The 12,969-nt window shown below is 60.0% G+C and carries 17 protein-coding genes and 1 tRNA gene; 7 read left to right on the top strand and 11 right to left on the bottom strand.

The window, feature by feature from the left end:
- Positions 1–6 precede the first annotated feature (6 nt).
- Genes AC07OV_RS03785 through AC07OV_RS03770 form a run of 4 tightly spaced genes read left to right on the top strand, consistent with a single transcriptional unit; the run spans position 7 to position 2,703 of the window.
- Complete coding sequence (locus AC07OV_RS03785) at positions 7–1,245, top strand: hypothetical protein (RefSeq protein WP_495091579.1); 1,239 nt, start codon at positions 7–9, stop codon at positions 1,243–1,245.
- Complete coding sequence (locus tag AC07OV_RS03780; protein ID WP_495091578.1) at positions 1,242–1,634, top strand: hypothetical protein; 393 nt, start codon at positions 1,242–1,244, stop codon at positions 1,632–1,634. Before AC07OV_RS03785 ends, AC07OV_RS03780 begins: the two co-directional genes overlap by 4 nt.
- Positions 1,635–1,693: 59 nt before the next feature.
- On the top strand, positions 1,694–2,203 hold the full coding sequence (locus AC07OV_RS03775) for a glycoside hydrolase family 24 protein (protein WP_495091577.1): 510 nt from the start codon (positions 1,694–1,696) through the stop codon (positions 2,201–2,203).
- On the top strand, positions 2,200–2,703 hold the full coding sequence (locus AC07OV_RS03770; protein ID WP_495091576.1) for a lysis system spanin subunit: 504 nt from the start codon (positions 2,200–2,202) through the stop codon (positions 2,701–2,703). Before AC07OV_RS03775 ends, AC07OV_RS03770 begins: the two co-directional genes overlap by 4 nt.
- Here the strand turns inward: AC07OV_RS03770 and AC07OV_RS03765 are convergent.
- From AC07OV_RS03765 to AC07OV_RS03750, 4 genes are all read right to left on the bottom strand, one after another.
- A complete protein-coding gene (locus tag AC07OV_RS03765) occupies positions 2,690–3,376 on the bottom strand; it encodes an SOS response-associated peptidase family protein (RefSeq protein ID WP_495091575.1) in 687 nt (228 codons plus the stop codon). The two genes, AC07OV_RS03770 and AC07OV_RS03765, sit on opposite strands and share 14 nt — an antisense overlap.
- Positions 3,377–3,404: 28 nt before the next feature.
- Entirely contained in the window at positions 3,405–3,797 is a 393-nt protein-coding gene (locus AC07OV_RS03760; protein WP_495091574.1) for a hypothetical protein, read from the bottom strand.
- Positions 3,798–3,858: 61 nt separating this feature from the next.
- Positions 3,859–4,068, bottom strand: coding sequence for a hypothetical protein (locus AC07OV_RS03755; RefSeq protein ID WP_495091573.1), 210 nt, complete (start codon positions 4,066–4,068; stop codon positions 3,859–3,861).
- A gap of 166 nt (positions 4,069–4,234) precedes the next feature.
- A tRNA-Leu gene (locus AC07OV_RS03750) sits at positions 4,235–4,321 on the bottom strand.
- Positions 4,322–4,546: 225 nt separating this feature from the next.
- On the opposite strand from AC07OV_RS03750, the gene AC07OV_RS03745 reads away from it, so the two are divergent.
- Positions 4,547–5,119 carry a hypothetical protein gene (locus AC07OV_RS03745; RefSeq protein ID WP_495091572.1) on the top strand — a complete coding sequence of 191 codons (573 nt, stop codon included), beginning with the start codon at positions 4,547–4,549 and terminating at the stop codon, positions 5,117–5,119.
- Positions 5,120–5,170: 51 nt separating this feature from the next.
- Here the strand turns inward: AC07OV_RS03745 and AC07OV_RS03740 are convergent, their stop codons facing one another.
- Entirely contained in the window at positions 5,171–5,452 is a 282-nt protein-coding gene (locus AC07OV_RS03740) for a hypothetical protein (protein WP_176995997.1), read from the bottom strand.
- Between the two features lie 183 nt (positions 5,453–5,635).
- Between AC07OV_RS03740 and AC07OV_RS03735 the strand changes: the two genes are divergently transcribed.
- On the top strand, positions 5,636–6,094 hold the full coding sequence (locus tag AC07OV_RS03735; protein WP_495091571.1) for a GFA family protein: 459 nt from the start codon (positions 5,636–5,638) through the stop codon (positions 6,092–6,094).
- 2 nt (positions 6,095–6,096) lie between these two features.
- On the opposite strand, the gene AC07OV_RS03730 is transcribed toward AC07OV_RS03735, so the two are convergent.
- The gene (locus AC07OV_RS03730) at positions 6,097–6,624 is read right to left on the bottom strand and encodes a DinB family protein (protein ID WP_494995865.1); all 528 of its coding nucleotides are present in this window, start codon (positions 6,622–6,624) and stop codon (positions 6,097–6,099) included.
- A gap of 125 nt (positions 6,625–6,749) precedes the next feature.
- On the opposite strand from AC07OV_RS03730, the gene AC07OV_RS03725 reads away from it, so the two are divergent.
- Positions 6,750–7,445, top strand: a complete 696-nt coding sequence (locus AC07OV_RS03725) for a tellurite resistance TerB family protein (RefSeq protein WP_495091570.1) — start codon at positions 6,750–6,752, stop codon at positions 7,443–7,445.
- Here the strand turns inward: AC07OV_RS03725 and AC07OV_RS03720 are convergent.
- From AC07OV_RS03720 to AC07OV_RS03700, 5 genes are all read right to left on the bottom strand, one after another.
- The gene (locus AC07OV_RS03720) at positions 7,442–8,263 is read right to left on the bottom strand and encodes a PA4824 family protein (protein ID WP_495091569.1); all 822 of its coding nucleotides are present in this window, start codon (positions 8,261–8,263) and stop codon (positions 7,442–7,444) included. The genes AC07OV_RS03725 and AC07OV_RS03720 overlap by 4 nt on opposite strands.
- 18 nt (positions 8,264–8,281) lie before the next feature.
- Complete coding sequence (locus tag AC07OV_RS03715) at positions 8,282–8,629, bottom strand: DUF2493 domain-containing protein (RefSeq protein ID WP_176996002.1); 348 nt, start codon at positions 8,627–8,629, stop codon at positions 8,282–8,284.
- Positions 8,630–8,765: 136 nt separating this feature from the next.
- Positions 8,766–11,480 (bottom strand): magnesium-translocating P-type ATPase, encoded by a 2,715-nt coding sequence (gene mgtA / locus AC07OV_RS03710; protein ID WP_495091568.1) that lies wholly within the window; start codon positions 11,478–11,480, stop codon positions 8,766–8,768.
- A gap of 234 nt (positions 11,481–11,714) precedes the next feature.
- Entirely contained in the window at positions 11,715–12,008 is a 294-nt protein-coding gene (locus AC07OV_RS03705) for a hypothetical protein (protein WP_494995860.1), read from the bottom strand.
- A gap of 318 nt (positions 12,009–12,326) precedes the next feature.
- On the bottom strand, positions 12,327–12,938 hold the full coding sequence (locus AC07OV_RS03700; protein ID WP_495091567.1) for a LysE family transporter: 612 nt from the start codon (positions 12,936–12,938) through the stop codon (positions 12,327–12,329).
- Positions 12,939–12,969 lie beyond the last annotated feature (31 nt).

Here is a 12,969-nt window from a genome sequence, read left to right as displayed (position 1 = left end):
GGGACTATGACTTGGTACAACACGGGAACGGTTACTGTCACTCCAGGCAGCAACGCTGTTATCGGCGTAGGGACCGCATTTATCCGAAACGCACGAGTGGGTGATGGTTTTCGTGGGCCTGACGGCGGTTGGTACGAGATCAGCAACATTGCGAGCGATACGGCGCTTTCCATCTTGCCGCCTTACGGTGCTCCTTCGGCGTATGCGGTTGCACCGCTTCAGGGGTACGTGAAAGATTCGGCCGACGCGTTGCGCGAGGCTACCAGGACTATTGCTGGCGGCATTGCCGATATGCAAGATCAGGTGGCTGCTGCCACTGAAGCAGCCGAGTCAGCCGGGCATTCGAAGGCGACGGCCACCGAGCAGGCGAGTATTGCAACTGACGCCGCCGCTCTCTCCACGGACAACAAGAACGCATCTCAGCAGGCCGCAGAGAAGAGCCTGAGCTCGGCCGGCGCTTCGGATGCTGCTGCAGTTCGATCAGAAACAGCTCGGGATTCGAGCATCCAATCCGAGCAGGCTGCCGCAGCTTCAGCAGCAGCAGCGGCTGAGTCTGCTGAGCAGGCGGAAGCAGTCACGGTGGGCAAAGCTGCCAGCGGTGATAACAACGACATCACTTCGCTGCGAGCGCTTACTGCTGATGGTTTTGACAGAGTCAGGCAAGGACTGACGCCGCTCGTAGGCGCAACGGCAAGCGCTGCCGGCGTGAAAGGTCTTGTTCCTGCCCCATCGATTGCTGACCGCCTGAAAGTTTTGAGTGGTGCAGGTACTTGGGTTGCACTGCCAACAGGGGCCGCTTGGGGTGCAATTACGGGTACGCTTTCTGCACAGACTGACTTGCAGGCAGCGCTGGATACGAAGCTAGACGCCACCCTCTTGGGTTTCGCGTACGTCTACCCAAACGGCGGTTCGGAAAGCGCTCCAGCTAATGTGTCTCTCGGTGTGCGATACACCAACCCCAATCCGTTTCCGGGGCACCCTGTTATTTGCGAAGCGCAAGTTCTTGTTGCTGGTAATTGGGAGCGTCCTGGGTGGGTTCATGCCGGAGGGACTGGGGCGGCACTTACTTACGGGGTGTCGTCTAATCATAGAGTTTTGGCCGCGTCAGAAGAAATCAGTACGCAGGTGGCTAACACTGCCGTCATGGTACACGCGGGGTACACGGGAGGTACTTACCCTACAGGTTCGGCAAACGTGACCACACCCACACCATGCAGGGTCCGAGTATGGAGGGTAAAGGGATGAATATTTATGGCCGTATAGGTACGTACGAGATGGTAGTAGATCAGGCGGACTCAGGCTGTCCCGATGGTTTTATTGAGATGGAGGGGTCGCGCCCCGAGGGCGAGGATACTCTCGACTATACTGCGCAACTGAACGGCACTTGGGCAATTACCCAGGACACTCTTGACGATAAGCAATCAGTGATCGAAAACGAATGGAGAGCTACTGAACTGGCTGTCATCTCTAGGCAACTTGAAGCAATCGAAGAAGACGAAGCAGGAGAAACCCCTGCTGACCTTCTGCCAGGTACGCGTAAACAGTGGCTAGGTCATCGTGGGCGAGTTACAGCTTGGGTGGCAACTAACCCAGACTTCCCCGACAGCAGCAAGCGTCCAATCAAACCCAGTTGACACATAGCCACACACAGACACCCGCGATGAGCGGGTATTTTTTTGCCTGGAGAAAAGAAATGGCACGAATTTCCGAATCGCTTGCGGGCGGCCGTAACGCGCTGGCGTTCCTCGACATGATCGCTTGGGGCGAGGGCACCAGCACCTCTCCGGCCACGGTCTTGGATGGTTACGATGTGATCGTGACCGGCATTGACCGAAAGCCAGAGGTGTTTAAGGATTTCACTGATCACCCTTTTGCTAAAGGTCGCGCGTCGAAGGTCATAAACAGCAAAGGGCTCACATCCAACGCTTCCGGCCGGTATCAGCAGATGCTGAAAGACTGGCCGCACTACAAGGCACTGCTCAAGCTGCCGGACTTCAGCCCGATCAGCCAGGACGTGCTGGCTCTGCAGCATATCCGTGAGTGCCGGGCTTTGCCTGATGTGCTCGCAGGGCGGATCGAAACGGCTATCGCGAAGTGCCGGAACATCTGGGCCAGTCTGCCGGGTGCGGGGTACGGCCAGCGCGAGCACCGCCTGGACGATCTTCTGCGGCAATACCGACTGGCGGGCGGGGTGATGTCGTGACGCCGGGCCAGATCCTGGCCGCCATCCTGCTGGCGATGGTGATCGCAGCAGGTGGCACCTGGCAGGTTCAGGATTGGCGGATGGGCAAGCAGCTCGCCGAGCAGGCCGGCCTGCGCAAAGATGACCTTGCAGCAATCAGCAGTGCCGCAGCAGCCCAAGCCCGCATTGAGCAGGACAAGCGCCTGGCCACAGAGCAGAAGCTTGCCGTCCAGGACCAACAACATACCAAGGAGTTATCCGATGCCCAACGCAGCCAGGCTCTTCTGCTCGATCGCCTTGCCACTGCTGATGTGCGCCTGTCAGTCCTCCTTGCCGAGGATCCAGCCAGTGGTTGCGACGTGCCTTCCGCCGCCGGCGCCGGCGGCTTGGTTCATGCAGCCCGTAGAGCCCAACTTGACCCCGCGCATGCTCAACGAATTATCGCCATCACCGATGCCGGCGACCAAGGATTGATCGCGCTTCGGGCGTGTCAGGCATACGTCAGGGCTATTGCGCGCTGATGGGCTGAATCAGCTCTGGGCCTTTGTTGCGCACGTTGCCCACGGCGGTGTCGACCTTGAACCATTCGAAGGCCTCAGCCGACTCGCCCTGGTGCAGCACCATCTGCTCGGCGCGCTCCTTGGTCGTGGCCGGGTCAAGCCATTCCCTGGACAGGTCCGGCGTAAGCACCACGGGGCGACGGTCGTGAATGTCCACCATCCCGCCGGCGCTATCTGCGGTGATAATCACGAACCCGTCATGCTCACCCGGGCCTTCATCACTGTCTGGCAGTTGGCCAATGGCAGCGCACAGTACGGGCGCGCCGTTCCGTCTGCGGATCAGGTAGGGCTGTTTCTTCGGGCCGCCTTCGTCGACCCACTCAAACCAGTTGTCCAGGGGCGTGATCGCTCGGTGCGGCCAGATCGCCCGGAAGAACGGGCCGTGGGCGACCTTCTCGACGCGTGCGTTGATCGGTGCTGCTCTGTCCTTGGCCCAATGTGGTCGCCATCCCCAGCGCACCAGATCGGCGTGCAGCAGATCGCCGTTTAGGTGGAGCAGGGCGACTTGGGTTGTCGGTGCCACGTTATAGCGCTCAAGGGGATGATCACCCACGGAGTTTTCCAAGGCATTTGGCATGCTCAGCGCCGCAACGAAATCATGGATGCCCCGATACTGTGAAAGTCTTCCGCACATAATCCTTCCCTCTAAGCGTCATTTGAGCCTAGCTGGCACTGGGGGGTTGAGCATTACGAATCTCGCTCAGGAGCCGCTGGTTCTCTCTGAACAGGTGGTCGCGCTGCTCGGCGACTAGTTGAAGGCTGTAGTTCTTGGCGCCCAAATCCGAAGTAGCCAGGTTGAGCCTGGTCACTTCGGACAGCGCTTTCTTGAGTTCAGCCTCCGCAGACGCTTTGCCGGTGGACAGTTCGTCGCTGAGCTGCACCAGGCCGGCAACGTTGGCGCGTGCTTTCTTGAGCATCGCCAGGGCCTGGGTTAGCTCATCCTCGAGCAGGGCGCACTGGTGCTTGTACATTTCTAAGGGCGTCGGGCATCCGAGCCACTCGCAGGTGTCTTGATCGATGGGCATGGTGTAGAAACTCGAATGCTGTATGTGCATACAGTAATCGAGGTTTGGGCGTGACGCGATTTGAGGCGACGAGCAGCACGCTTTCCGATGATTAGTCGGGCGACATCAGCACTGCGAGTGCGAGCTTTATGAACTCTTCATTTTCATCGATGGCGGACAGGGCACCCCGGACGTTTTCAGCTACATCAGCGGAGCCGCGCTGCTCAACCCAGTTGGAAATCTCCATGATGGATGCTTCCAGGGCCAATTGGTTTTCGTAGAGCTTGGAGAGTAGGGAGGGGAGCAGGTCTGAGTTGGGCATCGGCGTTCCTCTGGTTGAGTGAACAGCTTAGCAGTCGGCGAAACAGGGATATTTGAATTGAGTCGGCAGAACGCCTTAGACAGGAATTGCGGAACAGATCTAGAAATTGCGGAACACAAAAGATAAGGGCCTGCATGAAGTTCATCATGCAAGCCCTTGATATCTATGGTGCCCGAAGCCGGAATCGAACCGGCACGCCCTTACGAGCGGGGGATTTTAAGTCCCATGCGTCTACCAGTTTCGCCATTCGGGCGGTAGCGCGGTGAAGCAGGGTTGGGAATATATAGACCCAGACGCTTCGACGCAAGGTCGGAGGGCGCCTTTCTTGCACAAATGCCCGGCTGAAAAACCTCGATAGATCAGTGATCTACGGATAACTCTTGGCGCAATGCCGAGGATTCTTACAGCACGGGAACAAGATTCCAAAATTCCAGTCATAGCGATATGCCATCCCGGCAGTTTGGAAAGGAATCAGTTGATGCTCAGTGTTCGCAAGCCTTCTCGGATGATTGCTGCAAGCGTAATGGGGTTGTTGCTCACCAGTGGAATGGCCGTGGCGCAGGCAGGGAGCGCCGTGCAGTGGGGGGATTACAGTTCATCCCGTGGCGACAAGATCACGGCCAGTACTCTGGAGGCTGGAAACAAGTACGTGCTGAGTACGACTGGGTTCTCGGTCGGTGATATCGAGCAGCTGCAGGAAGGGCAAAAGCGTGACAGTGAGGAGCTTCAGCGCTTGAAGAGCAAGCTGGAAGAACAGGCTAAATATTTTGAGGAGTTCAAGCGCAAGGACGGCTCAAGTTCCAGTGCCAGCGACAGCCAATTGTCCGACTTGAAGCGCACCGTGGCCGACCAGAAAAGCACCATCGACAAGCTCAAAAGCGAAGTGGATGACCTCAAGCGCAATTCAAGTTCCAGCTCCAATTCCAGCAACAGCGAACTGTCCCGGATCAAGAGCGATGTCAGTGACCAAAAACGCAGCATCGACGATCAGAAACGCAGCCTGGACGACCTCAAGCGCAGCCTGGATACCTTGAGCAGCAAGGTGAAGTAACCCGCCTCACAGACTGGCGCCTGCAAACTGCAGGCGCCTTGTCTGAGCCCGTTATACGAACGGCTGGCCGCTGAAACCCCGTGGCAAACGCTGCAACCCGGGCAGGTCGGTCAGGCGTTGCGTCCAGGCACTGCGCCAGTCACTGGCGGTGTGGGTCTTGGCTTTGCGCGCGGCGCGGCGAGCGGCATTGCGCTGGGTGCGGCGCGCTTCTTTGTAGGCATCGGTGTTGCGGCAGGTACGGCATTTGACACGGTTCAGCTCGGTGCTGGACGTGAGGTTGGTGCCGTGATGGCCGCAGGCCAAATGCCCGGCGACCTTGAAGTGAGTGACCATGTAAGCGTCTCCTTCTTATGGGGGTACGCACAGCCCGACGAGGCGGGTGTACGTGAGCAGGGCGGGGGCAATCTCTCCCGGCACCTTACAGTTACGACCCTGCGCGGCGTGCAGCGTTCGGTTTTGTTATCACCGGGGTTCACGCTACCCTGTGTCGTCAATAATCATAAAAAGGAATGGATGATGAGCGTCGAACACCAGCCGTTGGAAGGCAGTTGCCGCTGCAACCGGGTGCGTTTCAGCGTGAGTTTGCCACCGGTGATCACCATGGCCTGCCACTGCACCGGCTGCCAGAAGATGACCTCCAGCGCGTTCTCCCTCAGTGCGCTGATTCCCGCCAGTGGTTTTACCGTGACCCAAGGCTGCCCGGTGATGGGCGGGCTGCACGGCGTGGACCGCCACTATTGCTGCCCGCACTGCATGAGCTGGCTGTTTACCCGCCCCCATGGCATCGATGAATTCGTCAATGTGCGCGCGACTCTGCTGGACAACGCCGGGGCCTACGTACCCTTCATGGAAACCTGGACCAGCGAAAAACTGCCCTGGGCCTCCACACCCGCCGTCGAAAGTTTTGCGCAATTGCCCCAGGCACACGACTTCCCGCGCTTGATGCAGGCCTACGCCGAATTCAAGGCGAGCTGATTTCAGTCGATCAGCGCCAGCAGGTCGGTATCGCCGACGTCCACGCCCGCCTGGGTCAGCAACGTGGTTGCCTGGCCCCGGTGGTGGGTCTGGTGATTGAAAAAATGCACCAGCAGGCTGAAGAACGGTTTGTCCGCCGCCACGCCACGCATGTTGTGGTAGTGCAGGCGGTGATCCAGGTCGGCTTCACGCAGCGTGCGAGCCCAGTCGATGATGAGTTCATCCAGCCAGGTTCGACGGGCGCGAAGTTCGCGGAGATTGGCGAAGGCGAGTTGCTTCAGGTTTGTCGGCATGGCCAGGTCGTTCAAGGGGGCCAGCGCGGTGAAGCCTGCCGGGTGTTGGGCAAAGCGCTTGAGCCATACGGTGTCGCCCAGGGTGAGGTGATTCAGCGTGCCGAGGATCGAGCCGAAAAATGCCTGCCGGTCCATCGCCAGCTCAGCGTCCGTCAACGTGGCGGCCGCGTCATAGACCTTGCGGTTCATCCACTGGTTGTAGCGGGCCATCAATGCGATGTGTTCGATACGGTTCACCTGCGTTCTCCCTCAGCGGCGCAATGGCGCCATCATAAGGCGTGCCCGCCCGGCGGTCATGGTATTCGCGCAACGGCGGGCTATGGTTGTTGGACGCCTACACTGCGCCCTGGGAGGGTGAAACCATGAACACCAGCGATCTTCTCGAACAACTGCTGCGCGCCGGGCAGCAAGGCGGCGGTGCCTCGGGCGGCGGCCTGGGCGGCTTGCTCGGCGGCTTGTTGAAGGGCGCTGGCACCGGCACTGCGTCAGCCGGTGGTGGTGGCCTGGGTGGATTACTCGGCGGCCTCGGCGGCTTGTTGGGCGGTGCACCTTCGGGCAACGCTGCGCCCAGTCGTTCCGGCGGGATGAATTATGCCGCACTGGCCTCCCTCGGCATGGCGGCTTTCCAGGCCTATCAAGCGTGGCAGCGCCAGCAGGCCACAGCACCACAGCAAGCCTTCCAGACCGTCGACCAGTTGGACGGGCCGCAGGCCGAAGCCCATAGCCATGCGGTATTGCGCGCATTAATCGCGGCGGCCAAGGCGGATGGCCGCATCGATGAGCAAGAACAGCAGATGATCGGCACAGAGATCGGTCGGCATACCGATGACCCGCAATTGCAACAATGGCTCGACGCCGAAGTCGCCAAGCCACTGGATGCTGCCGATTTTGCCGAATACGCCCATGACCCGGCGCTCGCCTCAGAGGTTTACCTGGCCAGCGTGATGCTGGTGGACGACCAGCAGGACGCCGAGCGCAATTACCTCGACGACCTGGCCGCGCAGTTGCAGATCGACCCTCAGCTGCAATTGCACCTGGAGCAACAAGCCAAGGCTTAGAAGCGCACTGTGGCGCCCGTTGTCAGCCACTGGGCCCTGTCAGCGATCAGGCTGCGCCCGACCACCACGTCCACGTCGACGAACTCACCCAAGTGAAAGCGTGGCCCGGCCTGCCAGGCCTGGTCACCGCCTTGCTGGCCGTAACGCTCGGCAATCAGGCTCAGCGCGGGCGCTACCTGGTATTCAAAACCGGTGCCCCAGGTCAGACGGTGTTTCTGATCGCCGTCGTTGTAGGCGTGGGTCCACCCGGCGTTGAGGTTCAGGCGCAAGGCTTCTGCGGGTTGCCACGTCAACGGAATGTTGAAGTCGGCTCCGTCGAAGCTGTGCTGGCGGTCCAGCGCAAAGTGCGCCCCGGCTGACAGGGCCAGCTCAAGCCCCAGGTCTTTCTGTGCGTATACCTGAGCTTTGACTTGCGGGTTCACCTGGGTCTCGCCGCTGCTCGCCGTGTCTGCCCGGGAGAGCGCTGCGGTCCATTGCACCGTGGGCATGCCCGTAAAGGTGCAGGCCGGTGACAGGGTTTGGCTGTGGGTGCTGCCGTCATGCCGGTTGGCGGTGAACCACGCGTCGACATTGCATTGTCCCGGGTCGTTGATGGCGCCGTCGTCGACCACGTAGGAACCGCCTGCTGCATAGGCTTTTGAAAACACCGCAATGAGCAGGATGAAGCCCAGGGTCACGCCGATAAAGATCAAGTTGCGTTGCAGCGCGCGCCGTTTGGCCGGTGGCAACAGCAACAGGGTGTGGCGAGCGCCGCGATAGTGACGCGCACGGTATTTGGCGAACCCGTCCTGACGGTTCGGTGTGTGTTTTTTGTGCATGATGCACCTCGCTTGAATTCAGCTTTCTACGGTCAGCACCGAAATGCCGCTGGCTTTGGCCTGGCAGACCAGTTCCGACGTGTCGTCACCACCGGGGAGGGCGATGATCACGTCGGGGCGGCTGTCGGTCAGCATGAAATGGTTGCGTTGGCGTTCTGCCTGTTTGCCGTGGCGTTGCCAATTGGGCGGGTAACGCACCACGTCGATGCCGATTTCCCGCGCCCATTCTTCAATGTCGCTGCCCAGGAATTGGTTGCCGCCGTGGATCAAAACCTGCACGGGGCGCAGGCGGTGGTAGGCGTCCAGCACTTGGCGGGACTTTTTGGTGTCGGCGTAATGACGACCTGCACAGATCAAGACGCGCATAAAAAATTTCCTTACATGGCATACGCTGCCTTTGTGTAGGAGCCGGCTTGCCGGCGATGGGGCCCTTGATGTCGCCGTTGTTCAACAGGACGCCATCGCCGGCAAGCCGGCTCCTACAAGGGATCGCAGCGCGAACTCAGTACCACTGCTTGAAGCGGCGGATGTAGATCGTCTTCATCAGTTGGGCCACGCAGCAGTAGCTGAGCAGGGTGCCCACCAACCATGGGAAGTACGCCAGCGGCAGCGGCTGCAGGCCTACCAGGGTGCCCAGCGGCGAGAACGGCACGTAGATCCCCAGTGCGATCACGATGCACGTCATCATCAACACCGGCCAGGCGGCTGTGCTCTGGAAGAACGGGATCTTGCGGGTACGCAACATGTGCACCACCAGGGTTTGCGAAAGCAGCCCTTCGATGAACCAGCCGGACTGGAACAGGGTCTGCATTTCCACGCTGTTGGCGGAGAACACGTACCACATCAGCGCAAAGGTGGTGATGTCGAAGATCGACGAGGTCGGCCCGATCCAGATCATGAAACGCCCGATGTTCTTGGCGTCCCACTTGCGTGGCTTGGCCAGGTATTCCTTGTCCATCTTGTCCCACGGCAGGGCCAGCTGGGAGATGTCATACATCAGGTTTTGCAGCAGCAGGTGGATCGACAGCATCGGCAAAAACGGAATGAACGCACTGGCCACCAGCACCGAAAACACGTTGCCGAAGTTGGAGCTGGCGGTCATGTTCAGGTACTTCATGATGTTGCCGAAGGTTTCGCGGCCCTTGAGCACGCCTTCTTCCAGCACCATCAGGCTCTTTTCCAGCAGGATGATGTCGGCCGACTCCTTGGCGATGTCCGTGCCGCTGTCCACCGAAATGCCCACGTCAGCATCCCGTAGCGCCGGCGCATCGTTGATCCCGTCACCGAGGAAGCCGACGGTGTGACCGTTGGCTTGCAGGGCCTTGAGCACGCGAGATTTTTGCAGCGGTGTCAGCTTGGCGAACACCGTGCGTTCTTCCACGCGACGCAACAGGGTGGCGTCGTCCATCGCTTCAATTTCCACGCCCAGCAGCGGCTGGCCTGGCTCGAGGCCGACCTGGCGGCAGATCTTGCTGGTGACCACGGCGTTGTCGCCGGTCAACACTTTTACGGCGACGCCGATTTGTTGCAGCGCGGCAATCGCCGGACCTGCGGTTTCCTTTGGCGGATCCAGGAAGGTCAGGAACCCCTGGATCACCAGGTTGCGCTCGTCGGCCGTGGTGTACTGCTGACGGGCCAGGGATTTAGGGATATTACGGGTGGCCACCACTAGCACGCGGAAACCGTCCTCGTTGTAGTCGTTGGCCAGAGCCAGCAACTCGTCACGACGGCGATCATCCAGCGGCACGGCTTCACCGGCTTCCATCATATGCGTGGAAATGCTCAGCATCTCTTCCACGGCACCCTTGCACACCAGCAATTGGTCGCCGGCGGCGTCCTTCACCACAATCGACAGGCGACGGCGCACGAAGTCGAACGGCAATTCATCGACCTTGCTGTAGGCAAACGGCACCTGGAACTTGGGGTTCTGTTCCGAGAACTGCACCACCGCCTGGTCCATCAGGTTTTTCATGCCGCTCTGGTGATAGCTGTTGAGCCACGCCAGGGACAGCACGCTGTCATCCCGTTGGCCATGGGCATTGACGTGGTGTTCCAGGATGATTTTGTCTTGGGTCAGGGTGCCGGTCTTGTCGGTGCACAGCACGTCCATGGAACCGAAGTTCTGGATCGCGTTGAGGCGCTTGACCACCACCTTGCGCTTGGCCATGGCCGTAGCGCCCTTGGCCAGGTTGGCGCTGACGATCATTGGTAGCATTTCCGGCGTGAGGCCGACGGCAACTGCCAGGGCAAACAGGAACGCATCGCCCCAGTCGCCTTTGGAGAAGCCGTTGAGCAGGAACACGATCGGCACCATCACCAGCATGAAGCGGATCAACAACCAGCTAACGCTGTTCACCCCGCGATCAAAGGCGGTTTGCACCCGTGAGCCCACAATCGCCTTGGCCAGGGAGCCGAAGTAAGTGCGCGGGCCGGTGGCCACGACCACGGCCTTGGCGCGGCCGCTGACCACGTTGGTGCCCATGAAGCAGATGTTTGGCAGGTCGAGCAGGTTGCCCTGGTCGGCCGCCATCGTTGAGGCAGATTTTTGCGTCACATCACCGAGGGTGTCGTACTTCTCCACCGGCAAGGCTTCACCGGTGAGCACCGCCTGGCTGATAAACAGGTCGCGGGATTCGATCAGGCGGATGTCGGCGGGGATCATGTCGCCGGCCGACAGCTGCACGATGTCACCGGCCACCAGGTCGCGCATCGGCACTTCCCGCAGGGTCGGTGCGGAGCCAACTTGTTCACGGCGCAGGACGGTGGCGGTGGTGCGCACCATGGCTTTGAGGGCTTCGGCGGATTTGGCCGAACGGTGTTCCTGCCAGAAGCGTAGCAGGCTGCTGAGCAGGACCATGGTCATGATGATCACGACTTTGGTAGGGTCAGCCTCTTCGCCGGCCTGCATCGGCAGCCAGCAATCGGTGACAAAGCTGATACCGCCCAGGGTCAGCAACACATAGATGAACGGGTTGTTCAGCGCCTGCAGGAACTGGACGATGGCGTGTGGCGGCTTGTCATGGGCCACCTCGTTGTAGCCTTCGCGTTGCAGGCGCGCAGCGGCGTCCAGTTCGGTCAGGCCATCCTGGGTGGCCCGCACGTTGGCGAGGGTGGCCGACAGGCCGTTCTGGGCTTCGCGGGCAGCACGCATCGACAGTTTGGTGCTGTCGTCGGTGCCATTTTTCTTGTGCAGAGGCGTGTTTTTTACGGCGCTCATTGTCTGTACTCCTGTCGCCAATTCTCGACAAAACATACCCGGTACTTACCTGAATACAGGCGAGCGAAAGCATGCCGAGCCGCGGACTTCGCGATCGGTTTAAATAAGAGTTTCGATAACTTCTACAGGGCCCGCTTAGTGCGCGTTAGTTATTGTCCGCGCAGCGGGCTACTACTGGATGTGTTCATAAAGAACTCCAGGTTATAGATAAGAAAGTTGCTGTTTCCAGCCGGTTTAAGCCGCGCGAGTGCTCAGGTACAGATCGAACATCAGGCGGGCGTAGGCCAGTCTGGAAACGGTCGGTCTCTGCGGGTCTTGAGGGTCGGCGTGATCCCAGTGCTGCAGCAGTTGGCCGCTCGCAGGGCAGACACGCCAGTGCGCCAGCGGGGGAGCCGGGCGCACTTGGGGGGAGGGTGCAGCAAAGGTCGAGCGGGTAGGGGAAAAGCCTACGGGCTCGCGGCACAGCTTGGCGCGCAGGGCAGCGGCCAGCGTACGAATATCAGGCAAAACAAGTAATTGAAAGGTCATAACACACCTCGGGACCGGACGAGCGACCGGCGAGGCAGTTACGGTGGAGCATCGAGCTCTAGCGCAGCTTACCGGACCTGGAAGGCGAGTCCTGTCATATTCTGGGTTTGGCGCCCGAAGCCCGCAGAGGCGGTGCTCGGACAGCGACTAGATACTGTGTCCATTGGCTTCTTTTGTGAGGTTTAAAAAAGGCCCCAGTTGCGGGCACGGGCAATCTACTCAGACCGTTACAAAATGTCAACGCATGATTAACTAAATTAACCCGTGTTCAGAGTTCATTCAGACAAAGCGCACGGATAAGTTGCATGCCCGATAGCGTTATATACCCAGCGCGGCCAATATCGCCAAGTACAGTAATACCAACCCGCAGGCGCCATAACTAATGCGTTGCCACAGCGGCGACGCCGTATTGCGCAATACATTCACCAATCCGGCAATCAAAAAACACGACAGCACCGACGCCAGCATGAAACCGGCAAAAAACATCAGCGTCTGCCCATGGCTGGGCGTGGCGCCGACAATGCCGGTCAACGCACTGCCAAGCGCGCCCCAGTACACAATGTTCTTAGGGTTGGCGAGGGAGATAGCGGCACCCACCGCCAGCGCATTCTGCCCTGAGCGGGCGGGTGCGCTGTCGGTGGCGGGCAGGTGCCAGGCGTCGATCAGGCTGCGCAACCCCAGCCAGGCCAGGTAAAGCGCGCACACCACGGTCAGTGGCACGCGCACCGCATCATGCTGGATCAGCAGCGCGATGCCGGTCAGGCCGATCACCGCCCACACGGCGTCGCCCACCAGCGAGCCGATCTGCACCAGCAATGCCGGGGTAAACCCGTGGAGCAAGCCACGGCGCAGCGTCTCTGCCAGCACCGCGCCGGGTGAGAGGCAAAACACAAAACCAAAGACCAACGCGTAGAAAAAGATCGTCAACATGCCTGCTTTCCTTCAAGAGATGGCGGGCAGT

It is taken from the genome of Pseudomonas sp. GW821-FHT09A09, assembly GCF_059418405.1.
The sequence above is the reverse complement of the archived record's forward strand: the minus strand, read 5'-3'. Positions and strand labels throughout refer to the sequence as shown.